The organism is Streptomyces sp. NPDC019937, assembly GCF_040631655.1.
Classification (GTDB): domain Bacteria; phylum Actinomycetota; class Actinomycetes; order Streptomycetales; family Streptomycetaceae; genus Streptomyces.
This window is the reverse complement of sequence record NZ_JBEYAL010000005.1, coordinates 66,694-92,392: the sequence shown is the minus strand read 5'-3', so window position 1 is coordinate 92,392 and position 25,699 is coordinate 66,694. Positions and strand designations below refer to the sequence as shown.

General features: G+C 72.7%; 22 protein-coding genes and 1 tRNA gene. 15 read left to right on the top strand and 8 right to left on the bottom strand.

Annotated elements, in window-relative coordinates; all coding sequences use genetic code 11:
• Positions 1 to 62 precede the first annotated feature (62 nt).
• Both ABZ562_RS06185 and ABZ562_RS06180 read left to right on the top strand, forming a co-directional pair.
• Positions 63 to 1,550 (top strand): cellulose binding domain-containing protein, encoded by a 1,488-nt coding sequence (locus ABZ562_RS06185; RefSeq protein WP_361474736.1) that lies wholly within the window; start codon positions 63 to 65, stop codon positions 1,548 to 1,550.
• Positions 1,550 to 2,971 carry a glycoside hydrolase family 6 protein gene (locus ABZ562_RS06180; RefSeq protein WP_361474734.1) on the top strand — a complete coding sequence of 474 codons (1,422 nt, stop codon included), beginning with the start codon at positions 1,550 to 1,552 and terminating at the stop codon, positions 2,969 to 2,971. The genes ABZ562_RS06185 and ABZ562_RS06180 overlap by 1 nt, the downstream gene beginning before the upstream one ends.
• 58 nt (positions 2,972 to 3,029) lie before the next feature.
• On the opposite strand, the gene ABZ562_RS06175 is transcribed toward ABZ562_RS06180, so the two are convergent.
• Positions 3,030 to 4,076 (bottom strand): LacI family DNA-binding transcriptional regulator, encoded by a 1,047-nt coding sequence (locus tag ABZ562_RS06175; RefSeq protein ID WP_361474732.1) that lies wholly within the window; start codon positions 4,074 to 4,076, stop codon positions 3,030 to 3,032.
• A gap of 275 nt (positions 4,077 to 4,351) precedes the next feature.
• Between ABZ562_RS06175 and ABZ562_RS06170 the strand changes: the two genes are divergently transcribed.
• From ABZ562_RS06170 to ABZ562_RS06150, 5 genes are all read left to right on the top strand, one after another.
• On the top strand, positions 4,352 to 5,686 hold the full coding sequence (locus ABZ562_RS06170; RefSeq protein WP_361474730.1) for an extracellular solute-binding protein: 1,335 nt from the start codon (positions 4,352 to 4,354) through the stop codon (positions 5,684 to 5,686).
• 7 nt (positions 5,687 to 5,693) lie between these two features.
• The gene (locus ABZ562_RS06165; protein WP_361474728.1) at positions 5,694 to 6,719 is read left to right on the top strand and encodes a sugar ABC transporter permease; all 1,026 of its coding nucleotides are present in this window, start codon (positions 5,694 to 5,696) and stop codon (positions 6,717 to 6,719) included.
• A gap of 17 nt (positions 6,720 to 6,736) precedes the next feature.
• Complete coding sequence (locus tag ABZ562_RS06160) at positions 6,737 to 7,651, top strand: carbohydrate ABC transporter permease (RefSeq protein ID WP_361474726.1); 915 nt, start codon at positions 6,737 to 6,739, stop codon at positions 7,649 to 7,651.
• 109 nt (positions 7,652 to 7,760) lie between these two features.
• Complete coding sequence (locus ABZ562_RS06155; protein WP_361474724.1) at positions 7,761 to 9,167, top strand: GH1 family beta-glucosidase; 1,407 nt, start codon at positions 7,761 to 7,763, stop codon at positions 9,165 to 9,167.
• A 167-nt stretch (positions 9,168 to 9,334) separates the two neighbouring features.
• Positions 9,335 to 10,933, top strand: coding sequence for a ubiquinol-cytochrome c reductase cytochrome b subunit (locus ABZ562_RS06150; RefSeq protein ID WP_361474722.1), 1,599 nt, complete (start codon positions 9,335 to 9,337; stop codon positions 10,931 to 10,933).
• 11 nt (positions 10,934 to 10,944) lie between these two features.
• Here ABZ562_RS06150 and ABZ562_RS06145 read toward each other — a convergent pair whose 3' ends face one another.
• The 3 genes from ABZ562_RS06145 to ABZ562_RS06135 form a co-directional block, all read right to left on the bottom strand.
• Positions 10,945 to 12,081 (bottom strand): chitinase, encoded by a 1,137-nt coding sequence (locus tag ABZ562_RS06145; protein WP_361474720.1) that lies wholly within the window; start codon positions 12,079 to 12,081, stop codon positions 10,945 to 10,947.
• Between the two features lie 105 nt (positions 12,082 to 12,186).
• A complete protein-coding gene (locus ABZ562_RS06140; RefSeq protein ID WP_361474718.1) occupies positions 12,187 to 13,080 on the bottom strand; it encodes a fused MFS/spermidine synthase in 894 nt (297 codons plus the stop codon).
• Between the two features lie 57 nt (positions 13,081 to 13,137).
• Positions 13,138 to 13,563 (bottom strand): hypothetical protein, encoded by a 426-nt coding sequence (locus ABZ562_RS06135; protein WP_361474972.1) that lies wholly within the window; start codon positions 13,561 to 13,563, stop codon positions 13,138 to 13,140.
• Between the two features lie 174 nt (positions 13,564 to 13,737).
• Here ABZ562_RS06135 and ABZ562_RS06130 point away from each other — a divergent pair, with 174 nt between their 5' ends.
• Positions 13,738 to 15,087: a tetratricopeptide repeat protein gene (locus ABZ562_RS06130; protein WP_361474716.1), complete on the top strand. Its 1,350-nt coding sequence runs from the start codon at positions 13,738 to 13,740 to the stop codon at positions 15,085 to 15,087.
• A 48-nt stretch (positions 15,088 to 15,135) separates the two neighbouring features.
• Here ABZ562_RS06130 and ABZ562_RS06125 read toward each other — a convergent pair whose 3' ends face one another.
• Complete coding sequence (locus tag ABZ562_RS06125; protein WP_361474714.1) at positions 15,136 to 15,729, bottom strand: histidine phosphatase family protein; 594 nt, start codon at positions 15,727 to 15,729, stop codon at positions 15,136 to 15,138.
• Between the two features lie 326 nt (positions 15,730 to 16,055).
• Between ABZ562_RS06125 and ABZ562_RS06120 the strand changes: the two genes are divergently transcribed.
• From ABZ562_RS06120 to ABZ562_RS06090, 7 genes are all read left to right on the top strand, one after another.
• Positions 16,056 to 17,135 (top strand): phosphatase PAP2 family protein, encoded by a 1,080-nt coding sequence (locus ABZ562_RS06120; protein ID WP_361474712.1) that lies wholly within the window; start codon positions 16,056 to 16,058, stop codon positions 17,133 to 17,135.
• Between the two features lie 31 nt (positions 17,136 to 17,166).
• Positions 17,167 to 18,303 (top strand): hypothetical protein, encoded by a 1,137-nt coding sequence (locus tag ABZ562_RS06115; protein ID WP_361474970.1) that lies wholly within the window; start codon positions 17,167 to 17,169, stop codon positions 18,301 to 18,303.
• Positions 18,294 to 19,874, top strand: a complete 1,581-nt coding sequence (locus tag ABZ562_RS06110) for a hypothetical protein (RefSeq protein ID WP_361474710.1) — start codon at positions 18,294 to 18,296, stop codon at positions 19,872 to 19,874. Before ABZ562_RS06115 ends, ABZ562_RS06110 begins: the two co-directional genes overlap by 10 nt.
• Positions 19,871 to 21,238 (top strand): AAA family ATPase, encoded by a 1,368-nt coding sequence (locus ABZ562_RS06105; protein WP_361474708.1) that lies wholly within the window; start codon positions 19,871 to 19,873, stop codon positions 21,236 to 21,238. Before ABZ562_RS06110 ends, ABZ562_RS06105 begins: the two co-directional genes overlap by 4 nt.
• A 166-nt stretch (positions 21,239 to 21,404) precedes the next feature.
• Positions 21,405 to 21,770: a hypothetical protein gene (locus ABZ562_RS06100; RefSeq protein WP_361474706.1), complete on the top strand. Its 366-nt coding sequence runs from the start codon at positions 21,405 to 21,407 to the stop codon at positions 21,768 to 21,770.
• Positions 21,771 to 21,930: 160 nt separating this feature from the next.
• Positions 21,931 to 22,548 (top strand): bifunctional DNA primase/polymerase, encoded by a 618-nt coding sequence (locus tag ABZ562_RS06095; RefSeq protein WP_361474704.1) that lies wholly within the window; start codon positions 21,931 to 21,933, stop codon positions 22,546 to 22,548.
• A gap of 89 nt (positions 22,549 to 22,637) precedes the next feature.
• Positions 22,638 to 22,711: transfer RNA gene (locus tag ABZ562_RS06090), tRNA-Lys, on the top strand.
• A gap of 19 nt (positions 22,712 to 22,730) precedes the next feature.
• Here ABZ562_RS06090 and ABZ562_RS06085 read toward each other — a convergent pair.
• Genes ABZ562_RS06085 through ABZ562_RS06075 form a run of 3 tightly spaced genes read right to left on the bottom strand, consistent with a single transcriptional unit; the run spans position 22,731 to position 25,676 of the window.
• On the bottom strand, positions 22,731 to 23,984 hold the full coding sequence (locus tag ABZ562_RS06085; protein ID WP_361474702.1) for a nucleotide disphospho-sugar-binding domain-containing protein: 1,254 nt from the start codon (positions 23,982 to 23,984) through the stop codon (positions 22,731 to 22,733).
• 13 nt (positions 23,985 to 23,997) lie between these two features.
• Positions 23,998 to 24,672, bottom strand: coding sequence for an SDR family NAD(P)-dependent oxidoreductase (locus tag ABZ562_RS06080; protein ID WP_234357026.1), 675 nt, complete (start codon positions 24,670 to 24,672; stop codon positions 23,998 to 24,000).
• Positions 24,669 to 25,676, bottom strand: coding sequence for an NAD(P)-dependent oxidoreductase (locus tag ABZ562_RS06075; RefSeq protein ID WP_361474700.1), 1,008 nt, complete (start codon positions 25,674 to 25,676; stop codon positions 24,669 to 24,671). The genes ABZ562_RS06080 and ABZ562_RS06075 overlap by 4 nt, the downstream gene beginning before the upstream one ends.
• Positions 25,677 to 25,699 lie beyond the last annotated feature (23 nt).

Here is a 25,699-nt window from a genome sequence, read left to right as displayed (position 1 = left end):
GTGGGAGCGGTTCCAGCAGTCAGCGCCGCACGGGACGGCGCGTGCACCCGAGGAGTCGCTCCATGCGAGCACCACCGCGCCTTTACGCCTTGGCGGCCGCCGCGTCTCTCACCCTCGCGGGCATGGCGGGCACCGCCGCCGCGGTGCCCACGATGCCCGGCGCGTCCGCCGCTGCCTGCACCGTGGCGTACACCGCCACCGGCCAGTGGGGCACCGGCTTCCAGGGCAACGTCACGATCACCAACAACGGGGCCGCACTCGACCGCTGGACCCTCACCTTCGAGTTCACCGCCGGACAGAAGGTGAGCCAGGGGTGGAACGCCACCTGGTCGCAGTCCGGCACGACGGTGACGGCGGTCAACGCCCCCTGGAACGGGAAGCTCGCGACGGGCGGCAGCCTCAGCGCCGGATTCACCGCCTCCTGGTCCGGGTCCAACCCGGCGCCCTCCGCGTTCAAACTCAACGGCGTGGCGTGCGACGGCGGCTCCGGCCCGACGGACCCCACCGACCCGACCGACCCCCCGCCGGGCCAGGGCGGCACACCGCCGAAGCTGCGCGTCTCGGGCAACACGTTCATGGACGAGAACGGGGCCACCCGGCGGCTCCTGGGCGTCAACCGCTCGGGGGGTGAGTTCATGTGCGTCCAGGGCCGGGGCATCTTCGACGGGCCGGTGGACGACGCGTCCGTCAAGGCCATCGCGGGCTGGAAGGCGAACGCGGTCCGCGTCCCCCTCAACGAGGAGTGCTGGCTCGGGCTGTCGCATATCGACTCCGCGTACCGCGGCGCCACGTACATCAACGCGGTCAAGGAGTTCGTGACCCGGCTGGAGGCCCACGGCATCACGCCGATCCTCGAACTCCACTGGAGCCACGGTAAATACACCGGCGGCGACGCCCACTGCCCGGACACCGAGTACGCCACCTGCCAGAAGCCGATGCCGGACGCCCAGTACACCCCGGCGTTCTGGTCCTCGGTCGCCCAGACCTTCAAGGGCGACCAGGCCGTGGTCTTCGACCTGTTCAACGAGCCGTTCCCGGACCGCGCCACCTCGGACCTCACCGCGGCGTGGAAGTGCTGGCGGGACGGCGGCAGCTGCCCCGGCATCGATTACCCGGTCGCCGGCATGCAGAGCCTGGTGACCGCGATACGGAACACCGGCGCCCGCAACGTGATCCTGCTCGGCGGCCTCGCCTACTCCAACGACATGCGCCAGTGGCTGACGTACAAGCCGAGCGACCCGGCGGGCAACCTCGCCGCCGCCTGGCACACGTACAACTTCAACACCTGCTCCAGCGAGAGCTGCTTCAACGAGCAGCTGGCCCCGGTGATCGCCCAAGTGCCGTTCGTGGCGGGCGAGATCGGCGAGAACACCTGCTCACACGGCTATATCGACCGCGTCATGGCCTGGCTGGACGCCAAGCGCGCCTCGTACCTCGGCTGGACCTGGAACACCTGGGACTGTTCCTCCGGCCCCTCCCTCATCAGCGATTTCAACGGCACCCCGACCGCCTTCGGCATCGGACTCCGCGATCACCTGAAAGGACTGTGATGAGCCGCATCAGCTCACCTCCCCCACCCTCCGCCACGCCCCGCACCCGCACCCGCACCCACACCCGCGCGGCCGCGTTCGCGGGCGGCTCGCTGCTGGCCGCCACCGCCCTGACCGTCGGATCGCTCGCGGGCACCGCCACCGCGCAGCCGTCCGCGGCGGCCGCCAAGGTCGACAACCCGTACGCGGGCGCCAAGGTGTACGTCAACCCGGAGTGGTCCGCCAACGCCGCCGCCGAGCCCGGCGGCTCCAAGGTCTCCAACCAGCCCACCGGCATCTGGCTGGACCGCATCGCCGCGATCAACGGAGCGAACGGCAAGATGGGACTGCGCGCCCACCTCGACCGCGCCCTGTCGCAGTCGGGCGGCTCGCCGACCGTCGTCCAGCTCGTCGTCTACGACCTGCCCGGCCGTGACTGCTCGGCGCTCGCGTCCAACGGCGAACTCGGCCCGACGGAGATCGACAAGTACAAGACGCAGTTCATCGACCCGATCGCGTCGATCCTGGGCGAGTCGAAGTACGCCAACTCCAACCTGCGGATCGTCACCACCGTCGAGCTCGACTCGCTGCCAAACCTGGTCACCAACACCGGCGGGCGGGCGACCGCCACGCCCGAGTGCGACACCATGAAGGCCAACGGCAACTATGTGAAGGGCGTCGGCTACGCGCTCAACAAGCTGGGCGCCATCGGCAACGTCTACAACTACGTGGACGCCGGTCACCACGGCTGGCTCGGCTGGGACGACAACTTCAACCCGAGCGCCCAGATCATCAAGCAGGCCGCGACCGCCGAGGGCAGCACGGTCGACAAGGTGGCCGGCATCATCGTCAACACCGCCAACTACAGCGCCCTGAAGGAGAACAACTTCACGATCAACGACAGCGTCAACGGGACGACGGTCCGCCAGTCCAAGTGGGTGGACTGGAACCGCTACGTCGACGAGCTGTCCTTCGCCCAGGCCTTCCGCCAGGAAATGGTGAACGTCGGCTTCCCGTCGAACATCGGCGCGCTCATCGACACCTCCCGCAACGGCTGGGGCGGCTCCGCCCGCCCGTCCGGCCCGGGCGCCAAGTCCGACGTCGACACGTACGTCAACGGCGGCCGCTACGACCGCCGCATCCACGTCGGCAACTGGTGCAACCAGTCCGGAGCCGGGCTCGGTGAGCGGCCCAAGGCATCGCCCGCCGCCGGGATCGACGCGTACGTGTGGATGAAGCCCCCGGGCGAGTCGGACGGCGCCAGCTCCCAGGTCCCGAACGACGAGGGCAAGGGCTTCGACCGGATGTGCGACCCGACGTACACGGGCAACGCGCGCAACGGCAACAACCTGTCCGGCGCGCTCCCGAACGCGCCGCTGTCGGGCCACTGGTTCTCGGCCCAGTTCCAGCAGCTGCTGAAGAACGCCTACCCGGCGCTGTAATCCCTCGCCACCCGGTCCCGCTCGTGTTCGAGGCGAACGCGAGCGGGACCCTTTGCGCTCACGACGACGCGCGGCGCACCAACTGGGTCGGCAGCACCACCTGCGGGCGCTTGGAGGGGCGCTCCGAGGGGCCCTCGATCTCCTCCAGCAGCACCCGCACCATCGCCCGGCCCATCTCCTCGGTCGCCTGCCGCACGCTGGTGAGCGGCGGGTCCATGTGGCGGGCGACGGCGGAGTCCTCGAAGCCGACCAGCGCGACGTCGTCCGGGACGCGCCGCCCGGACTCGCGCAGCACCTGGCGGGCGCCCGCGGCCATGACGTCCGAGGCCGCGAAGACGGCGTCCAGGCCCGGCCGCAGCTCCAGCAGCTGGCGCATCGCCCGGCGGCCGCCCTCCTCGGTGAAGTCGGCGGCCGCCATCAGCTCCGGTTCCGGCTCCCGGCCCGCCGCCCGGACCGCTGCGCGGTACCCGTCCAGACGGCACTGGGCGACGTACATGTCCAGCGGTCCGGTGATGGTGGCGACGGTGGTGCGGCCGCGCCCGATGAGGTGCTCCACGGCGGACTGCGCGCCGCCGGTGTTGTCCGAGTCGACGTACGGCACCGACTCGTGCGCCGAGCGGCGCCCGCTGAGCACCGCGGGCATCTCTATGCGCTCCAGCAGGTCCGGAAGCGGGTCGTCCGCGTGGACGGACACCAGCAGGACGCCGTCGACCCGGTGCGCGGAGAGGTAGTCGGCGAAGCGCTGGCGCTCCTTGGGGGTGCGGATGAGGGTCAGCAGCAGCTGCAGGTCGGTGTCGGCCAGCTCGGCGCCGACGCCGCGGATGATATCCGAGAAGTACGGCTCGGCGAACAGCCGGGTCTCGGGCTCGGGTATGACGAGCGCGACGGCGTCGGCCCGGTTGGCGGCCAGCGCGCGGGCCACCCGGTTGGGTACGTAGCCGAGTTCGGCGACGGCCTGCTCGACGGCCGTACGGGTGCGGTCGCTGACCCTCGGCGAACCGTTGATCACCCGGGAGACGGTGCCGCGGCCGACGCCGGCGCGGGCCGCGACCTCCTCGAGCGTGGGCCTGCCGCGCCCCGCGCCATGCCGCCGGGTTCCTGCCATCTCGCGCCTCCAGCCTCCGTACCCAGCAGATCCGCCCACGTGGGCGGCTGCGGTGGACATTCAACAGCAGTGCGGTTTCCGGAAGTTGTCCCGCGCGGTCCCTTGACACCCCGGCAGGGAGCCGCGACCCTTCAACACATCAACCTGGGAGCGCTCCCACAGTACCTGAGTCATACACAACCCGCACGCTGCCCGCCCGTGCCGATGCATCTCAAAGTCCCATGGATTCCCCCTTTTTGGCCGGGAGCGGTACGTCAGGGCGCTAGGAGGACGGAATGCGCAGGATCACTGGTACGTACCGCGGCAGAGCGGTGGCCCTCGCGGCCATCGCCGCGTTAGGGGCCGGGCTGCTCAGCGGATGCGCCGACGACGGCGATGACGGAACCGACAACTCGTCCGGTGGCGGAGACAGCAAGGGCAAGACGGTCGTCACCGTCGGCACGTACGGCGTCATGGGCTTCAAACAGGCCGGGCTCTATGCCGAGTACATGAAGCAGCACCCGAATATCAAGATCGAAGAGAACGTGATCGACCCGGCCTCGAACTACTACCCGCAGCTGCTCACCCACCTCGGTTCGGGCAGTGGACTCGCCGACATCCAGGCGGTCGAGGTGGGCAACATCAATGAGGTCACCACCACCCAGGCCGACAAGTTCGTTGATCTTTCGAAGGCGGACGGCGTCAAGAAGGAAAACTTCCTCGACTGGAAGTGGGCGCAGGCCACCGCCAAGGACGGAAAGACGATCGGCCTCGGCACGGACGTGGGCCCGATGGCGATCTGCTACCGCAAGGACCTCTTCCAGCAGGCCGGGCTCCCGGCCGACCGTGACGCGGTCTCCCAGCTCTGGGCGGGCGACTGGCAGAAGTACCTCGACGCCGGCAAGGACTACGCGAAGAAGGCACCGGGCGGGGCCGCGTTCCTGGACTCGGCCGGCGGACTGTTCAACGCGGCGGTCTCCGGCAGTTCGGAGGTCTATTACGACAAGGGCGGGAAGCCCATCTACAAGGACAGCCCGGCCGTCAAGAAGGCGTGGAAGCTGGCGACCGACGCGTCCGCGTCCAAACTCTCCGCCAAGCTCCAGGAATTCACGAAGCCCTGGCAGCAGGCGCTCGCCAACGGCAAGTTCGCCACCGTCTCCTGCCCGGCCTGGATGCTCGGCCAGATCAAGGAGTACGCCGGGGACAAGTACAAGGGCAAGTGGGACGTCGCCGCCGCCCCCAAGCCCGCCAACTGGGGCGGGTCCTTCCTCTCGGTGCCGCAGGCGGCGAAGCACAAGGACGAGGCGGTCAAGCTCGCCACCTGGCTGACCGCGCCCGAGCAGCAGGCCACCCTCTTCGAGAAGCAGGCGAGCTTCCCCAGCGCCCAGGCCGCGTACAACCTGCCCCAGGTGGGCGGCGCCAAGCTCCCGTACTTCGACGACGCGCCCATCGGCAAGATCTTCTCCGAGGCGGCGAAGCAAAGCCCGACGCAGGTCCTGGGCCCGAAGGACGCCGTCATCAAGCAGAACTTCACCGATGTCGGCCTGCTCCAGGTCGAGCAGCAGGGCAAGTCCGCCGACGAAGGCTGGAAGGCCGCGATCAAGACGAACGACAACGCGCTGGACCAGTGACCCGGACATGACCGCACCTTCCGGTTTCACCCCTGATACGGCCGCGCCCCCCGCAGGGCAGGGGGGCGCGGCCCCGCGCGCCGCGACCACGCCGGCGCCCGATCCGGCCGAGCAGCGGCGCCGCGACCGGCGCAGCCGCCGCTACCGCTGGGATCGGCGCTGGAGCCCGTACGCCTTCGTCGCCCCCTTCTTCATCTTCTTCGCCGCCTTCGGCCTCTTCCCCCTGCTCTACACGGGGTGGGCCTCGCTGCACCAAGTGGAGCTCACCAGCCCCACCCATATGGAGTGGGCGGGGTGGCGCAACTTCTCCCGGCTGTGGGAGGACGAGTTCTTCTGGAAAGCGCTGCGGAACACCTTCACCATCGGGGTGATCTCCACCGTTCCCCAGCTCATGATGGCCCTCGGGATCGCGCATCTGCTCAACTACCGGCTGCGCGCCTCGATGTTCTTCCGGGTGGCGATCCTCACCCCGTACGCCACCTCCGTCGCTGCCGCCACGCTGGTGTTCGCGCTGCTCTTCGGGCGTGACTACGGCATGGTCAACTGGTCTCTGGGGCTGGTCGGCCTGGACGGCATCGACTGGCAGAACGGCACCTGGACCTCGCAGATCGCGGTCTCCACGATCGTCATCTGGCGGTGGACCGGCTACAACGCGCTGATCTACCTGGCCGCCATGCAGGCCGTGCCGAACGATCTGTACGAATCGGCGGCGCTGGACGGGGCGTCGCGCTGGAAGCAGTTCCTGCATGTCACCGTCCCGTCGCTGCGGCCCACCATCCTCTTCACGGTCGTCGTCTCCACGATCGGGGCCACCCAGCTCTTCGGTGAGCCGCTGCTGTTCAACACCGCCGGGACGGCCACCGGCGGCGCCGACCACCAGTACCAGACGCTCGGCCTGTACATGTACGAGCAGGGCTGGGTGAACCTGCACCTGGGCCGGGCCTCCGCCATCGCCTGGACGATGTTCCTGATCCTGCTGCTGATCGCCGCGGCCAACGCGCTGTTCGCGCGACGGCTGCGGAAGAGCCAGTGAGGGAGACGAGGAGAACCATGAGCGCCACTGTCTCTTCCCGGCAGACACGCGATCCGGCAGCTCCCGCGCGCACCGCTCGGGAGGGCGGAAGGGGCCGCGGCCAAGCGGGCAGGCAGCTGCACGGGGGCAGGATCACCTACGCCGTGCTGATCCTGCTCACCGTCGGCTCGCTCTTCCCGCTGGTGTGGACCGCCATCGCCGCCTCCCGCACCAACACCCGGCTGGCCCAGACACCCCCTCCCCTGTGGTTCGGCGGCAACCTCCTCAACAACCTGGACAAGGCGTGGAACGGCGCCAACATGGGCACCGCGCTGCTCAACACGACGGTGGTGGCGGGCACGGTCGCGGCGTCAACCGTGCTGTTCTCGACCATCGCGGGCTTCGCCTTCGCCAAGCTGCGCTTCCGCTTCAAGAACGTCCTGCTGATGCTCACCATCGGGACGATGATGGTGCCGCCCCAGCTGAGCGTGGTGCCGCTGTACATGATGGTGGCCAAGCTGGAGTGGACCGACCAGCTCCAGGCGGTCATCGTGCCGACGCTCGTCAGCGCCTTCGGGGTCTTCTTCATGCGGCAGTACCTCTCCCAGGCGCTGCCGACCGAGCTGATCGAGGCGGGGCGGATGGACGGGGCGAGCAGCGTCCGGATCATCTGGCACATCGTCTTCCCGGCCGCGCGTCCGGCGATGGCGGTGCTGGGGATGCTCACCTTCGTCCAGTCGTGGAACGACTTCTTCTGGCCGTTCATCGCGCTCACGCAGAACGGCAACCCGACCATGCAGGTGGCGTTGACCGGCCTGAGCCGGGGGTATACCCCCGATCAGTCGCTGATCATGGCGGGGGCGCTGCTCGGCACCCTGCCGCTGCTGATCGCGTTCGTGCTCTTCGGCAAGCAGATCGTGGGCGGCATCATGCAGGGCGCGGTCAAGGGCTGAGCCCGGACCGCCCGCCCGCACCGTCCGCACCGCCCACTCCACCCGTACAGAATTCGTCTCCCTCTCCCCCGTCCCTCCCCGCACCACGACCTCGTATGGGAGCGCTTCCATGACCCTTTCCTTCCCGCCCGGATTCCTGTGGGGCGCGGCCGCCGCCGCCTATCAGGTCGAGGGTGCCGCGCAGGAGGACGGCCGCACCCCGTCCATCTGGGACACCTTCAGCCACACCCCCGGCAAGGTGCTCGGCGGCGACACCGGCGATGTCGCGGTCGACCACTACCACCGCTTCCGCGACGACGTCCGGCTCATGGCCGACCTCAACCTCGCGGCCTACCGCTTCTCCGTCTCCTGGTCACGCGTCCAGCCCACAGGGCGTGGTCCCGCCGTGCAGCGCGGGCTGGACTTCTACCGCGGACTGGTCGACGAGCTGCTGTCCGCCGGGATCCAGCCGGTGCTGACCCTCTACCACTGGGACCTCCCGCAGGATCTGGAGAACACCGGGGGCTGGCCGGAACGCGAGACGGCCGATCGGTTCGCCGAATACGCCGGGATCGTCGCGGAGGCGCTGGGCGACCGCGTCGAGTACTGGACCACCCTCAACGAGCCGTGGTGCAGCGCCTTCCTCGGCTACGGCTCAGGGGTGCACGCCCCGGGCCGCACCGAGCGGCTGGCCCCGCTGCGCGCCGCCCACCACCTCAACCTGGCCCATGGCCTCGGCGCCCAGGCGCTGCGGGCCGCCCTCCCGGCCCGTGCCCAGATCGCCATCAGCCTCAACCCGTCCGTGGTCCGCCCGCTCACCCAGGACCCCGCCGACCTGGACGCTCAGCGCCGTATCGACGCGCTGGCCAACCGGGTGTTCAGCGGGCCGCTGCTGCGCGGCGCGTATCCGAGCGACCTGATCGAGGACACGGCGGCTATCACCGACTGGTCCTTCGTCCGCGATGGCGACCTGGCCGTCATCAAGCACCCCCTCGACGCGCTGGGCATCAACTACTACACGCCCTCCTTGGTATCAGCCGCCACCGACAACGGGGGCCGGCCCGCCCGGCACGACGGCCACGGGGCCAGCGACCACTCCCCCTGGCCGGGCTCGGAGCGGGTCGCCTTCCACCAGACGCCGGGCGAGCGCACCGAGATGGGCTGGACCGTCGACCCGACGGGGCTGTACGACCTGCTGATGCGCTACACGCGGGAGGCGCCGGGCGTACCGCTGTACATCACCGAGAACGGCGCCGCGTACGACGACAAGCCGGACGCGGACGGCCAGGTCCACGACCCGGAGCGGATCGAGTACCTGCGCGCCCACCTGGCCACCGCCCACCGGGCCATCGCGGACGGCGCCGACCTGCGCGGCTACTTCCTGTGGTCGCTGATGGACAACTTCGAATGGGCGTACGGCTACAGCAAGCGCTTCGGCGCGGTCTACGTCGACTACCCGACCCAGGCCCGCATCCCCAAGGCCAGCGCGCGCTGGTACGCGGACGTCGCCCGCACCGGAGAAATTCCGGACGCGTAAGCGGTTCGGGCCGGGGAAAAGACCGCGGCTCCGCCCAACCTGGGGGGTGGGCGGAGCCGCGCTTTCCGCCCCGCTCGCAACCGGGATTCCCCCGAACGGATCACGGCGTGGTCCACACGCCCGGCCGACGGAGCGGACGGCGGACGGGGCTGGTAAATGCATGAGATATGAGCGACACAAAGGGCGAGGCACTCGCCGGGTGGTTCGACGGACGGGTCGGCCTCTTCAAGATGGCCAAGGCCAATCTGCGGAAGGTCTTCCCCGACCACTGGTCCTTCCTGATCGGCGAGATCGCCCTGTACACGTTCGTCATCATCATTCTGACGGGCGTCTATCTGACCTTGTTCTTCGAGCCCGCCATGAACGAGGTCGTCTACCGCGGTTCGTACGCGCCGCTGAGCGGCATCCGCATGTCCCAGGCGTTCGCGTCCACGATGGACATCAGCTTCGACGTGCGCGGCGGCCTGCTGATCCGGCAGATCCACCACTGGGCGGCCGTGGTCTTCATCGCGAGCATGCTCGCCCACATGATGCGCACGTTCTTCAACGGCGTCTTCCGCAAGCCGCGCGAAATCAACTGGCTCTCCGGCGCCGGACTGCTGATCCTCGGCATGTTCGACGGCTTCATGGGCTATTCGCTCCCCGATGACCTGCTGTCCGGCACCGGGCTGCGCTTCATGGAGGGCGCGATGCTGTCGGTTCCGATCGTCGGCACGTATCTGTCGTTCTTCTTCTTCGGCGGGCAGTTCCCCGGGACGATCATCGTCTCCCGGCTCTTCACCCTCCATGTGCTGCTCATCCCCGGTATCATGCTCGGCCTGCTGGCCGTCCACATGATTCTGCTCGTCTATCACAAGCACACCCATCACCCGGGCCCCGGCAAGAAGAACATGAATATCGTGGGTCCGCCGCTGTGGCCGGTCTATGTCGCCAAATCCGGCGGATTCTTCTTCCTCGTCTTCGGAATCATGGCCCTGATGGCGGGCATCGCCCAGATCAATCCGATCTGGATGTACGGCCCCTACCGGCCCGACCAGGTCTCCACCGACGCCCAGCCCGACTGGTACATGGGCTACTCCGAAGGGCTGATCCGGCTGATGCCGGGCTGGGAGATCCATCTGTGGGGCCACACCCTGGTCCTCGGCGTCTTCATCCCCCTCGTGATCTTCCCGACGGTGCTGCTGATCATCTGGCTCTACCCGTTCCTCGAAGCGTGGATCACCGGCGACAAGCGCGAACACCATCTGAACCAGCGCCCGCGCAACGCCCCCACCCGCACCGCCTTCGGCGCCGCCTGGATCGGCCTCTACGCGGTCCTGCTGATCGGCGGCGGCAACGACCTCATCGCGACCCACTTCCATCTGTCGATCAACGCGATCACCTGGGCCTGCCGGATCGGTTTCTTCGTGGTGCCGGCCGTGGTGTTCGCCGCCACCCGGCGGATCTGCCTCGGGCTGCAGCGGCGCGACCGGAACACGGTGCTGCACGGCCGCGAGTCCGGCGTCATCCAGCGGCTGCCGCACGGCGAGTACATCGAGGCGCACGAGCCGCTGTCACCGGGCGAGCGGTACACCCTGATGGCCGACGAGCAGTACGAGCCCCTGGAACTGCCACCGGCGGTGGACGAGGCCGGGGTCGAACGGAAGCTGTCCCGCTCGGTGCGGCTGCGGACGCGGCTGTCCCGCTTCTACTTCGGCGACCGCGGCCAGATCGCCAAGCCGACGGCCGAGGAGTACCGGGAGCACCAGGAGACCCCGCACCCCTAGGGCGTGCGGGCTCAGCCCTGGTAGCCGCCCAGGGCCTTGGTGAACGCGAGCGCGTCCTGCTCGATCGAGCTGCAGGTCGCCGACGCCGACTTCCGGGCGCCGCCCGGGCACCGCTGGTCGCGGGTCGCGGACCACATGGACAGCCGGGCCAGCCCCTTGGTCCTGGCGAACGTCACCAGCTGGTCGGCGTCGTCGACCGTGAATATCTCGTTCTTGACGTCGTTGACGCCGATCATCGGGGTGACGGCGACGGTCTTCCACGCCGCCTCGTCGCTCAGCCCCAGGGCGCGCTTGAGCTGCTTCTGGGTCGCGGTGGCCGCGTCGATCGCGTACTGGCCCATGTCACCGTCGAAGAAGGTGCCGTAGTCCATGGCCATGATGTTGACCGCGGAGACCTTCACCCCGTTCTCCCTGGCGTCGGCGACCAGCTCGGCGCCGTCCCGGGTGAGGCCGGTGGGCATCACGGGCAGGGTGAAGGAGACGTCCAGGCCGGGGTTCCGCTTCTGCAGCGCGGTGATGGCCTGCGCCCGGCGGGTACTGGCCTCGGCGTTCTTCAGCGCCTTGCCCTCGATGTCGAAGTCGACCTTGGTGAGCTTGAACCGGTCCACCACCTCGCCGTAGGCCGCCGTCAGCTCCTCCACCGAGGAGCAGGCGAGGGCCAGTTCGGACCCGGCCTGGCCGCCGAAGGAGATGCGGATGTCGCCGCCCTCCGCCCGCAGCGCCTCCGCCTGCGGGGCCACCTTGTCGCCGCCGAGGGCGGTCCTGCCGCCCCACTTGGGGGTGCAGCCGCCGCCGGGGGAGACGAAACCGAGCGTGAACTCCTTGACGCCGGTCCTCTTCGCGGTGGCGACCATGTCGTAGGGGACGTGGAGCGAGGTGTCGATGTACGGGGCGAAGCGGGCGTCCGCGGCCTCCACGGGGGGCTTCTGCGATTCCGTCCCCGGCGCCGTGCCCGGTGTCGTCCCCGGCGCGGCTCCCGGCCCCGTGCCCGCTCCCATGTCCGGTGGTGCCTCGTCCACCGCTTCCCCGCCGCCGACCGCGCTGCTCAGCGCGAACGCCGCCCCGCCCGCCACGAGGACGGCGGCGGTCGCTCCGATCGCCATCGTGCTCCGGCCCACGGTGCGGCGGCGGCTCCTGCGGCTCATCATGTGCCTGCCCTGCGTACGAAGTCGGGGGTGGTGTACGGGGGGCACGCTAGCGAGCGGATCCGGGGCACACGACCGGATCTGTGGAATGCGACAGATTTTCGCGGCTCAGTCGAAAACGGCCGCCGGAGGTGCCGGGGACCGCGTGGCGGTCGCGTCGGTGACCGGCGCCGCGCCGCCGGTGAAGTCCGCGAGCGCGCGGCCGTGTTCGACCCGGGCGGGGTGCGGGTCCCCGGCGGCGCGGCGGGTCAGCTCGGCCAACGGCAGCTCGTGGTCGGCGGCCAGCAGGACGGCGTTGCCGAAGCGGCGGCCGCGCAGCACGGCGGGGTCGGCGGTCAGGCACACCTCGGCGAACGCGGCGCGGGCGGTGGCGATCTGGGCGCGCAGATGGGCCAGCGGCGGCCCGTCGGCGACGTTCGCCGCGTACAGCCCGCCGGGGCGCAGCACCCGGCGGACCTCGGCCAGGAACTCCGCGCTGGTCAGGTGCGCGGGGGTGCGGGCCCCGCCGAAGACGTCCGCGATGACCAGATCGGCCCACCCCTCGGGCAGCTTGGCGAGCCCGGCCCGGGCGTCGGCGCCCCGCACCCGTATCCGGTCGCCGGGGTCGAGCGGCAGCTCACGCCGTACGAACTGGACGAGCGCGGCGTCGATCTCGACGATCTGCTGGGTGGAGCGGGGGCGGGTGGCCGCGATGTAGCGGGCGAGGGTGAAGGCGCCGCCGCCCAGATGGACGGCGTGCAGCGGGCGCCCCGGCGGGGCGGCGAGATCGGCGGCGTGGCCGAGCCGCCGCTGGTACTCGAAGTCCAGATGAGCGGGGTCGTCGAGGTCCACATGGGACTGCGGTTTGCCGTCCAGCAGCAGCGTCCAGCCGCGCGGGCGGTCGCGGTCCGGCACCAGCTCGGCGAGGCCCCCGTCGACGGGTGCGGTGATCGGCTCGGGGGTGCGCCCCCGGCCCGCCGCGCGCCCGCGCGCCGCCGCTCGCTTCTTCGTGCCTTTCGCCATGTGCCCCAGTATGGGCCGGGCCGCCGACAGCCGGTCCGGCACCCTCCTGACCAGCGATTACTGGCAGCGGTCGACGGCCTCGATCGTGCGGGCCGCCTCACCGAGCGCGGCCCGCAGCTCCGCGGGGTCGGTGGCCCCGGTGTACGCGGCGTCCGGCGGCACCAGCCAGTGGGTGGCGGCCTGTCCCGGGGCGCCGCCGTCGCTTATCCGCATGCCGCGCCCGGCCGTCTGGGTGCAGGCGCTGCCCGGCATGTCCCAGCCGTCCGCGGTGCCGGGAGGCACCAGGAAGCCGAGGGTGTCGCAGGCGTTGTCGTGCATCACGGGGCCGAGGCCGTCGCAGCCGCGGCGCAGGATGTCCACCGCCTCCAGCCCTTGGCGGGCGGGCACGGTGACCAGATCGCAGTCCTGGCGCGGGTGATGTTGGGCAGTCGTCCGCGAGCGGCTGATGTCCACTCCGGCCTCCCTCTTCATCGGGTTGCACAGGGTTCAACGCTCGGCAGTGTCAACGGCTACGGCCGAATGCCGCCGTAAAGGATGGCAGTTCATGGCAGATCGCAGGCGACTTGTCTTTATTGCCGGAAACATCCCAATGTCAGGAACGTCTTAACCGGTACGGTTCTCCCCCGCCGACACGGCAGCACCGTAGGGAGGGTCACCATGAGGCCGCTTCCGGAATCGTCGTCTTCTCCGTCTCCCCGGCCGAACACCGCGTTCCGGCTGTTACGCGGGCAGCTCTCACCGGCCGAGTTCGCGGCGTCCGTACGGCGCGCGGCCCGCGAGATCGGCGAACAGGTCTCCTGTGACGCGCGCTACATCGGCCGCGTCGAGTCGGGGGCGATCCGCTGCCCCAACTACGCCTACGAGCGCGTCTTCCGCCATATGTTCCCCGGCCGCACCCTCACCGACCTGGGGTTCACCCCGCGCGAAGCGGTCCGGGGCCGCCCGGTCGGACCCGCCGCCGTACCGGCGCCCCGCCCGGAGCCGGAGCCCCGCGCCCCGGCCGACATCGACGTCTTCGAGGAGAGCGAACTGCTACGGCGTGCGTTCATGGCCGGCGGGGCGGCGGCAGCCGCCGAGGCCGTGCGAACCCCCCGGCGGGCCGGGCAGGCCGAGGCGGCCGCCGTGGAGGAGGCCGTGCGCCGGATCCGGCTGCTGGACGACCGGCACGGCGCGGACAGCCTCTACGTCCACACCGCCCGCCCGCTGAGCGCCGCGTACACGCTGCTCGACGCGGGCGGCCACAGCCGCTCCGTCGCCGAGCGGCTGTACGCGGGCGCGGGCGAGCTGGCCATCTCGGTGGGCTGGCTCGCCCATGACTCCGGGCGGCTCACCGACGCCCGCTCGCACTACGCGGAGGCGCTGGCCACCGCGCGCGTCACGGGCGATCCGGCCCTGGAGGCCCACGCGTTCTGCAACACCGCCTTCCTGGCCCGCGACGCGGGCCGCCCCCGCGAGGCCGTGCGCGCCGCCCAGGCCGCGCAGCGGGCCGCACGGCGGCTCGCCTCGCCCCGGCTGCTGTCGCTCATCGCGCTGCGCGAGGCGGGCGGCCGGGCCTGGCTGGCGGACCGCGGCGGCTGCGAACGGGCCCTGCTACGCGCCCAGGCGCTCTTCGGCCGCGGCCCCTGCGACGACGACCCGGAGTGGATGACCTTCTTCGGCGAGGCCGAACTGGAGGGCCTGGAGGCGCAGTGCTGGTCGGCACTGGGCGACTGGGGGCGCGCGGCGAAGCACGCGCGCCGCGCGGTCTCCCTCCAGAAGCCCCACTTCACCCGCAACATCGCCCTGTTCACCACGGAGCTGGCGAGCGACCTGGTAGCGGACGGCGAGCCGGAGGCGGCCGCGGTGGCGGCGGACCGCGCCCTGGGCCTGCTGAACCAGGTCACGTCCTCCCGGATCCGCCGCATGCTGGAGGACACCGCCCGTCTGCTGCGCCCGCACGGCCGCAACGCGACGGTCGCCGGCTTCCTCGCCCGCTATCAGCAGACCGGACGCGAGAGCCCGGTCTGACGGTGGGCCTGCCCGGCCGGCCGCCGTGGCCGGTGTGCCGGCGGGGGGTCAGGCCAGGTGTCCGGTGTCGTTCCAGCGCTCGATGGCCGGTTCGCCGTAGGCCCAGCCCAGGATCGACAGGGACGTGGGGTCCAGGCGTATGCGGGCCGCGAAGGAGGCGTCGTAGCCGAGCCAGCGGGCCCCCAGGGTGCGCAGGATGTGGCCGTGCGCGAAGACCAGCACATCGCGGTCGGCGGAGCGCGCCCACTCCACCACCGCGTCCGCGCGGGCGGTGATCGCGGCCAGGGACTCGCCCTCGGGGACGCCGTCGCGCCAGATGAGCCAGCCGGGGCGGGCCGCCTTGATCTCGTCGGGGGTCATCCCCTCATAGGCGCCGTAGTCCCACTCCAGCAGGGCGTCCCACTCCCGCGCCCGGTCGCCGAAGCCCGCCAGTTCGCAGGTCTCCTTGGCGCGTACGAGCGGGCTGGTGCGCACCTCGACGTCCGGCAGGCCCGCCCACGGGTCCTGGTGCAGCCGCTCACCGAGCAGTTTGGCGCCGCGCCGCCCCTCGTCCAGCAGCGGAATGTCCGTACGGCCGGTGTGCTTGCCCAGGAGCGACCACCGCGTCTGTCCGTGCCGGGCCAGGAGGATGCGTGGTGCCATGGGGGTCGCCTTTCACCGGATACGTGCCTGTCGCGCGCCCCGCGCGCCGTGACACGCGGCCGCCCGCGGATACCTGCGCTGTACGCGCCCCGGGGAACAGAACTCTGTCCGTCCGCCGTCCATCCATCATCGCGCACGTGATCGAGAGGCAACCTCGGGGGGACTCCCGGCGTCTTCTCCCTCGCGCGGTCAAGGGCCGTGGGTCCCCGGGGGCGGTGCGGGGGCCGCCTCGACTACACCGTACGGTTGATCGCGCGCCATATCGTGGCCGCCTGACTTTTAACTGGGAGAGCGTCCGGATGCCCCAAACCGCGCCCCGTGCCGGAATGACACTGGGCAGTCGGCCCCGTTGGTGGACCGAGCTGCCGCTGATCGCGGTGGTGTACCTCGCGTACGCGGGCGGTCGGCTTCTGGGCCAAGGCGATGTGTCCACGGCCGTCGAACACGGCCTGGCCATCCTCCGTTTCGAGCGGCGGTTCAACATCGACTTCGAGTCGCCGCTCAACGACGTGTTCACCAGCCACGCCTGGATAGGCATACCGGCCGACTTCGTGTACGCGTCGCTGCACTACGCGGCCACCCCCGCGGTCCTGGTGTGGCTGTGGAAGCGCGGCCGGTCCGCGGACTACCGCTTCGCCCGCACCTGGCTGCTGATCACCACGATGATCGGACTGATCGGATTCGTCGTGGTGCCGACCTGCCCGCCGCGGCTGCTGGAGGCGAGCCAGGGCTTCGTCGACACGATGGCCCAGTACAGCTCGTACGGCTGGTGGGGCGGTGAGGCGAGCGCGCCGCGCGGCATGGGCGGGCTCACCAACCAGTACGCGGCGATGCCGAGCCTCCATGTGGGCTGGGCGCTGTGGTGCGGCATAGCGCTGTGGTGGCAGGGGCGCTCGGTGTGGTCGAAGATCGCCGCCGTGGTCTATCCACTGGTCATCGCCCTCGTGGTGATGGGCACCGCGAACCACTACTTCCTCGACGCGGCCGCCGGCGCCGCCGCCGTGGGGGTCGGGGCGCTGCTGACCCGGCCCGCGCTGCGGCTCGCGGACACCGTCCGCGAGCGCTTCCGCCCGGCCCGCGCCGCCACCGCGACCGGCGCCGCGGCCCGTACGGCCGACACCTCCACGGACGTCTCCACGGACGTCTCCACCGAGGCGGGCGCCGCCGGAATCACCGCCGGGAACCCGGTCGGAAACGCCGGCGCGGCCGCGAATGTCAGTGACAAGTGCGAAACTTCGGCCCGTGAACGGGAACGGATCCCCCGACAGCAGGGCAGGGGCGCGGACAGGCAACGTACGGATGGCGGCGACGGCCTCGGACGGCAAGCCGGTGCCGGTGCCGGCCGCGCCCGGGGCACCGGCGCGGGCGGCAGCGGCTCCGACAGCGCTGCGGCACCGGCTCGCTGAGCTGCGCGGCCCGTCCGCCGTTCCGCACCCGATGGACGCCCGCGCGCTGGCCGCGCTGGCGGCCAACCCCGGCTGCCGCCGCCGCGCGTTGCTCGACGGCGCCGGGGTCGACAAGGGCGCGCTCGCGCGGGCGCTCGGGGCTCCCGCGCCCTTCGGCCAGTCCCAGTTCGCGCACCAGCGCGGCAACACCTTCGAGGCCCGGGTCAAGGCCGACCGCGGCGCGCTGCTCATGCGGCTGCTGCACGAGCGGCTGGCCGACGGTTCGACCGCGCCCGACCCGGACACCACCGCGACCCCCGATCTGACGGCGGCCGGTCCCCAGGGGCGCACGGCCCGTACGGCGCTGGCGCTGCGGGAGGCCACGGCGGCCGGGCGGTGGGCGCTGCTCGACCATCCGATGGTGAGCCTGGACGTCGCGGGCTCCCCCGCCTTCCTGGAGCCGGACGCGGTCGTGGTGCACCCCGACGGCTCCTGGACGGTCATCGAGATCAAGTCCTTCCCCATGGTGGACGGCGCCGCCGACCCCGCCAAGGTCGGCGCGGCGGCCCGGCAGTCGGCCGTCTACGCCCTGGCCCTCGAGCGGGTCGCGGCGCACCTCGGGGAGGTCACGGAGGGCCCGGAGGGCAAGGAGGACGGCGTCCCGGCCCGGGTGCGGCACGAGGTGCTGCTGGTCTGCCCCAAGGACTTCTCCAACCTGCCGACCGCCGAGCTGGTCGATGTGCGCAAGCAGCTGGCCGTGACCCGGCGGCAGCTGGGCCGGCTCACCCGGATCGAGGAGATCGCCGCCGCCCTCCCCGAGGGCACCACCTTCGACCTGCGGCTCACCGAGGACGGCCGGACCCCGACCCGGCCCGTCGAGGAACTGACCGCCGCGGTCGAGTCGGTGGACGCGGCGTACGCGCCCGAGTGCCTGTCCACCTGTGAGCTGGCCCTCCACTGCCGGGCGCGGGCCCGGGCGACCGGCGCCGTCGAGTCGCTGGGGCGCGGCGTCCGGGGCGAGCTGGGCGGGCTGACCACGGTGGAGGCCGTGCTCGCGGCCGCCCTGGAGGGCGGGGACGACCCGGCGCCGACCGGCGACCCGGCCGTGGACACCCTGCGGCGCGCGGCGGCGCTGCGCGCCGAGGCCCTGGCCCTCGCCCCGGGACCTGCGGAGGCGGTATGTCGCTGATCACCACGCTGGCCCGGATGGAGGCCGTCCGGGAGGGCCGGGCGCGGCCCGTCGCCACGGTGCGGCACCGGCATCTGTCGCGGCGCCCGCTGGCGTTCGTCCCGCTGACCACCGCGGGCGAGACGGGCGCGCCGCTCGGGGCGCTGGTGGGCACCGACCGGGACGCGCCGCGGCTGCTGGTCGTCTCGCAGCCGCGCAACCGTGATCTGCGGTTCGCGTTCCTCTCCGAGCTGGCGGAGGAGATGCTGCCGTATCTGGAGGGGTACGGGGACGACGTCGAGTTCGAGGAGCGCAAGGAGACCGATCCGGAGACCGGGAAGAAGGTGCCGGTCCAGGTCGAGCTGTGTGCGGACGCGCCGCAGCTGCTGGTGCCCAGCGGCGCGGGCGTGGCGTTCGTACGGCTCCTGGGGCGGTCGATGCGGTTCCGGCGCACCGCCGAGCAGGACCCGGAGACGCCGTTTCCGGCGCCCGCGCGCGTACCGCTGCTCGGCCGGTGGCTGACGCACTACGGGGAGCGGTCCCGGGTGCCCGGATCCTCGCTGCTGCTGTCGCTGACCGAGCTGCTGGGCCGCCACTGGGCGACCGGGCAGAGCAACCTGGAGGATCAGCACCTGGGGTCGCTGCTGGCCTGGATCGATCCGCCGGAGGGCGTCCCGGGCGCGGAGGCGGCGCTGCACACCGAGTCGGCGCGGGACGGGGACGGGCAGCTGCTCCACCCGCCCGCGGGCCCCGCCACCGATCCGGCGTTCGACAACAGGCTGCTGGCCCCGGCGATGTCCCGGTACGACGCGGCGCGGTCCGAGGTGACCGGCGGCGTGGCCGGAGGGGAAGCACGGCTGCGGGTGGCCGAGGCGGAGCTGCGCGAGCTGATCGCCTCCCAGCTGCGCCCCACCTGGGACGCGCTGTGGCGGGGCGTGGATCTGCTGCGGGAGCTGCCGGAGGGGGCGCGGGTGGCGGACCGCTGGAAGCGGGACCGCTGGTCGTACACGGCCCACCGGGACCGGCTGCGGGCCGGTGAACCGCCCCAGCCGAAGCGGGACGACGCGGTGACGGCGGCGCAGAAGCTCGCGGCGCGCGAGACGGCGCAGGCCCAGCTGGACGCGCAGGAGGCGCTGGACGATCCGCTGGTCATGGCGGGGCGGCGGCTGCCCGGGGAGGCGTTCGCGGGCGAGGTCACCGAGGTGGAGATGGCCTGGTCGGAGGCGAAGGTGCCGCGGCCGAGGCCGCTGGTGACGGTGCGCACCGAGGACCGTCCGCATCTGGCGGAGCGGATGAAGCTGTACCGGCTGATGGACGACGGCCGGACGCAGACCGGGGAGTTCGCCGGGGAGGACGCCCCGGGAGTGCTGGTGGTCCGGCTGACCGGCGGGATGGGCCGGGGCAAGGAGCCGGAGCCGGGTTCGGTGCCCGAGCCGGGCGACCGGGTGTGCTGGACGCTGTTCGAGCACGCGCCCCGGGGTGGGCCCGAGCTGCCCGGCCCGGAGAGCACGCCCTGGACCCACGGCGGCCCGCCGGACGCCGCCGCTCCCGATCAGGCCCCCGACCCCGTGACCGAGGAGGACTACCTGTGATCGCCACGGACCGGGCGGCCCGTACGGGGAGGAGCGAGCCGTTCGACCCGTCGGCCGCGGCCGCGCGCGCGACCGACGCGATCCTGCACGACACGCTGCACGGCACGCACCGCGGTGTCGTCGTGGACTCCCCGCCCGGTGCGGGCAAGTCGACGCTGGTCGTCCGGGCGGCCCGGGAGCTGGCCGCCGCCGGGCGGCCACTGATGGTGGTCGCGCAGACCAACGCGCAGGTGGACGACCTGGTGGACCGGCTCGCCACGGCGGACCCGGACCTTCCGGTCGGCCGGTTGCACAGCAGCGATCCGCATCCGTACGACCCCGTGCTCGACGACCATCCGGCGGTGCGCTGCTCCGCGAAGGTCGCCGACCTGGCCGGGCTCGGCATCGTGGTGTCCACGGCCGCGAAATGGGCGCACGTCAAGAACGTCGAGCCGTGGAGCCACGCGATCGTGGACGAGGCGTACCAGATGCGCTCGGACGCGCTGCTGGCCGTCGCGGGGCTCTTCGAGCGGGCGCTGTTCGTCGGCGACCCCGGGCAGCTGGACCCGTTCAGCGTGGTCGGCGCCGATCAGTGGGCGGGGCTGTCGTACGACCCGTCGGCGAGCGCGGTGACCACGCTCCTGGCGCACAACCCGCGGCTTCCGCAGCACCGGCTGCCGGTGTCCTGGCGGCTGCCCGCGTCGGCCGCGCCGCTGGTCTCGGACGCGTTCTATCCGTACACGCCGTTCCGCAGCGGCACCGGCCACGGCGACCGGCGGCTGAGCTTCGGGGTGCCCTCGGACGGTTCGGGGCCGGACCGGGTGCTGGACGAAGCCGCCGTCGCGGGGTGGGGGCTGCTGGAGCTTCCGGCCCGCCGTACGCCGCGCACCGACCCGGAGGCGGTGGCGGCCGTGGCCCAGGTGGTCCGGCGGACGCTGGACCGGGGCGGCGCGGCGGTCAGCGAGCGCGCCGACGAGCCGGTGCCGCTGACGGCCGACCGGATCGCCGTCGGCACCGCGCACCGCGACCAGGCGGCGGCCGTGCGGGCGGCGCTGGCGGGGCTGGGGGTGTCGGGCGTCACCGTGGATACGGCGAACCGACTCCAGGGACGTGAGTTCGATCTGACGGTGGTGCTCCACCCGCTGTCCGGCCGCCCCGACGCGACCGCCTTCCACCTGGAGACGGGCCGGCTGTGCGTGCTGGCCTCGCGCCACCGGCACGCGTGCGTGGTGGTGTGCCGGGCGGGGGTGGCGGAGCTGCTGGACGAGCATCCGTCGACGGAGCCCGTGCAGCTGGGCGTGACGGTGAAGTTCCCGGACGGATGGGAGGCGAACCACGCGGTCCTGTCGCACCTGGCCGAACACCGCGTCTCCTGGCGGTCCTAGGGACCTCCTGGCCGTCGGCCGGGGTCCGGGCCCCGGCGCTGGGTTCGGAGGAGGGGCCGGTGGGGAGACACCCCTGGTGGGGGCGGCGGTCTTGCCCCTCGCGCGACAATGGGAACAGGACGCACCGCGAACCGAACGTGTCTCACGACCCAGGAGGAGAGATCACATGCCCGAGCCGGATGCGGCTCAAGGCCCGCACAGCGCCGCGCCACGGCGAATGAAACCGGCCGCGCTGCTCTTCGAACCGGCCGCCGCCGTCAAGGACGAGGCGCACTTCTTCGACCTGGAGTCGATCGAGGACCCCCGCGAGCTGCTCACCCGCTCGACCGAGCTGGTGCTCGCCTTCCGCGCGGCGACGGACCGGGCCATGGAGTTCCAGGCGATGGCGGCCGCGCAGCTCGCCGATCCCAGACGGTTCGACCGGCTGACCCCCGCCGTGATCGCCGAGCGGGCGGAGTGGACCGAGGACTACGCCAAAAAGATGATCGAGTTCGGTCGCGAACTGATACAAAGCGGCGAGCTGCCGGACTGATGGGCGTACTCGGCACGAGAAACCCCCATGATCGGGCGGCGTCCTGCCGCGATCACGCGCCGGGGGCATATGCGAGCGGAAGGTACCCCATCGCCCCGCGCCATGTCCCGGTTTTGCCGCATCCCCCGACACCTCCCCCGCTGACGGTAATTGTAGAAACATGAGCAGAACGCCTCGGGACTCACTTCACACCGCCTCCTACGTCACCCCGGCCGGTGCCGACTGGCTCGCCTCCGCCAGCCGGTCCCCCCGCGGCGTCCACGCGCTCTGGGCGGAGGATCCGGCGGCCTCGGTCCCGCTGCCGTGCGGCACCGCGTTCGACGTCGTCAGCATGGACCCGCTCTTCGGGCGCCGGGTGGTCAGCCGGTTATGGACCGACGGCCCCGGCACGGGTCCGGTGGCCGCCCAGGGCGGCCGGGTCATGCTGTTCGCCACCCCCGGCGCGGCCCAGCGGCTGCCCGCGCTGCTCGGCTGGGAAGAGTGGAGCGGCACGGCACCACCGCTGCTCTGCTACGGCTGGGGGGACACGGTCACCGTGCCGCCCCTGTACCCCCTGGACCCCGGCCCGGGGGAGCCCGAGCCCCCGGCGGAGATCGCCTCGTACGACGCCCCCTCGCCCCGCTGGCTCGTCGCCCCCGACGTCCGCAGCCCCTGGCTGCCCGGCCCCGAGGCGCTGCTGTGGGCCTGTGTACGGGCGGCCCGCACGCTGCGCGCCCCGGTCGGCACGGACGCCGACGACACGGCTGTGACCAGCGCACCTGCCCTGTTTCCGGGCTGAGGGCGGGCGGAATCCGGGCGGACAGCGGGCCGAAGGACATCGATTTTCACTTCGCCTGACCCGGGTGCTAAGGTCTTCTACGTCAGCAGGCGCCGCTAGCTCAGTTGGTTAGAGCAGCTGACTCTTAATCAGCGGGTCCGGGGTTCGAGTCCCTGGCGGCGCACCGACATACGGAAGGCCTCTCACCACGCGTGAGGGGCCTTTCGTATGTCCTCCGGGCGGGTGGTCAGCCGCACCACCGCCGCCTCCGGGCCGGGCATCGACCGGGCCTCCTCCCGCAGCGCTCGGGCCGCGACCACGTACGAGGGCTGCTCCAGCAGCGCGAAGAGGTCCCGGGCCAGCTGGGCACCGGCCGCCCGGGCGGTGCGGGGCGAACCGGCGAGGAGGTCGGCGGAGGTGTGCGCCCCGGCGCCCGTGAGGGCCACCCGCGCACCGTTGAGCCGCTGCTCGGGCCGGGGCGCGACGATCAGCTGCGGCACCCCGGCCACGGCGGCGGCCAGCACGGCGGCCCCGCCGCCCTGGTGGAGCACCGCGCGGCAGCCCGGCAGCATCCGGTGCAGCGGTCCGGCGGGCGGCCGCCCCTCGGCGGCGCCGCCCAGCCGGACGACCTCCACCCCCCGCGCCTCGGCCGCCCGCAGCGCCGCCCGGACGGCTTCGGGCGGGCCCGCGGGGTCCTCCCACACGGCGCAGATCCGGGTGGGCCCGGTGCCCGGCCCGGGGCGGACCGGATCGTACGAGGAATCGCCCGCCGCGTCGTACGCCCCCTCGTACGCCCCGCCGCGCGGCGACTCGTGCGGCGGCTCGTACGGGACGAACCGCACCGGAAGCCGCCGCTCCGGCGAGGGCAGCGCCAGGCTCGGCGGGCAGGGATCGAGCCACAGCTCCGGTTCGCGCGCCGGATCCGCGCCGTAACGCCGCATCAGGCGGGCCAGACCGGGCAGCGGCGGCCCGGACAGCCGCTGCCGGTCCAGGCGCAGCAGCGCCGTGCTCCCCCACAGCTGGCCGACCGCGGGCACGCCCAGCGCCGCAGCGGCCACCGTGCCCGCGTACGTGCTCGCGTCGTGCACCACCAGCTCCGGCTGCCAGCAGCGGGCGTAGGCCACCAGACCCTGGGCCATCGCCTCGGCGATGGCCACCCACCGGTCCCCGAGGGCGCGCAGCGCCCCGTGCTGCTCCGGGCCGAGCACCGTGGGCCGCACCGGCCAGTCCGCGGGCCAGACGCCGCGCGCGCCGCGCGCCACGGACGGTGGCATGCCGAGCGCGCGGGGCAGCACCCCGGCGGGCACCGGCATCAGCCCGGCCCGGGCGACCGCCGCCGCGCAGCCGCCCGGGACCGCGACCCGCACCTGGTGCCCCGCCGCGAGGAAGGCCCGGGCGAGCGGCACCAGCGCGACCAGATGCCCGCCCGGGGCCCAGGTCGTGAACAGGACGCGCACGATCCCTCCCCGGTCAGCCGCCTGTGAGCGTGAGGGCGTGGCCGGTGAGCTGGGTGTTGGCCGCCGAGCAGAGGAACAGCAGGGTCCGGGCGGCGGCCCCGGCCACCGAGGGCGCGCCCTCCGGGCACACCGCGTTGACCAGCACGCCGTCCGCCGCCACCTGCCCGCTCAGGCCGCGGGCCAGGCCCTGCAGCCCGGCCTCGGCCGCGCCGTGGAACTCGTCGGGCACCCGGCGCGAGGACACCAGCGCGATCCGGCCCCAGCCGCGCTCCCGCATCCCGACGACGGCGCACTGCACCGTGCGGATCACCGGGGCCAGGCTGTCGGCGACGACCGGCAGCCAGTCCCCCTCGGGAATGTCCTCGAAACGGGCGCGCGGATCGCATCGCGCGCCCCGCCGCCAGGCGTTCGCCACCAGGACGTCGAGCGCGCCCCAGCGCTCCTCGACGGCGGCCACGACCCAGCGCGGCGACGCGGAGTCCTCCAACGCGTACGGCACGGCGAAGGCCTGGTTGCCGTCCGGGCCCGCCAGCTCGGCGGCCAGCTCCTCGGCGGCCTCGCGGCGGTTGCGGAAGGCCAGCGCCACCCGCGCGCCCTGCGCAGCGAAGGCGCGGGCGGCGGCCCGGCCCACGACACCGGTGGCGCCGGTGACCAGGACCGTGCGCCCGTCCAGGCCGAGGTCCATCATGGGCGCGCCACCACCACGCGGTCCGGCGCCCCCGCCTCGGCCAGCTGGTCGCGCAGCGACCGGACCGTGCCGAACCGCGGCCGCCAGCCCAGCAGCAGCCGGGCCCGGGAGATGTCCACCCGCTGCCAGGCGGGGCCCGCGGGGTGGTCACCGGTGCCCGGCTCCTCCACCAGCGGCACGCCGAGCCCGCTGAGGACGATCATCCGCTCCACCAGCCGCCGCACGCCGAGCGCCTGGCCGCAGCCGATGTTGACCACCTGTCCGCTCACCCGGGGCGCCGTCGCCGCCGCGAGGGCCGCGGCGGCGACATCACGGATGTCCACGAAGTCCCAGCGCCCCTCCAGCGGTTCCAGGCGCAGCGGGCCGGGGCGGTGGGAGGCCAGATGGCGGGCGACGGTGCCCAGGAGGCCGGCGCGGGGCGCGCCGGGGCCGAAGAGATGGGCGATCCGCAGCACCGTGCCGTCCACCGCACCGGCCCGGGTGGCGCGCAGCAGGGTCTGCGCGCCGAGCAGCTTAGTGCGGCCGTACGCGCTGACCGGCGCGGGCGGCAGGTCCTCGGTGATGCCGACGCCGCGACACACCGGACCGTACTCGTGGACGGTGCCCAGCTGCACCAGCCGGGGCCGGTACGGCAGCGCCGCGGCGGCCTCCACCAGGGTGCGCACCACCCCGGCGTTGGCCGCGGACAGCTCCTCCTCGGTGCTGCCGTGGGTGAGCCCGGCCGCGTTCACCACGATGTCGGCCGCGGCCCCGGCGAGGACGGCGGCCAGCTGTCCGGACGGAGCGCGGGTGAGGTCCAGCCCGGCCCAGGAGACGGGCTCACCGGGCTCCGGCTCCCGGCGGGAGACCACCAGCACCCGGGCGCCCACGGCCTCGAACGCGCGCCGGACCGCGCCGCCCAGGGAGCCGGTGCCGCCCAGCACCACGACGGACGGCCCGGCTGCGTCTGACACCCTCGGCACCATCGGCACCTCCTCGCGGTCGTACCAGGCGGTCGTTCTCATGAGAACGCCATGGTCGCCGCCGT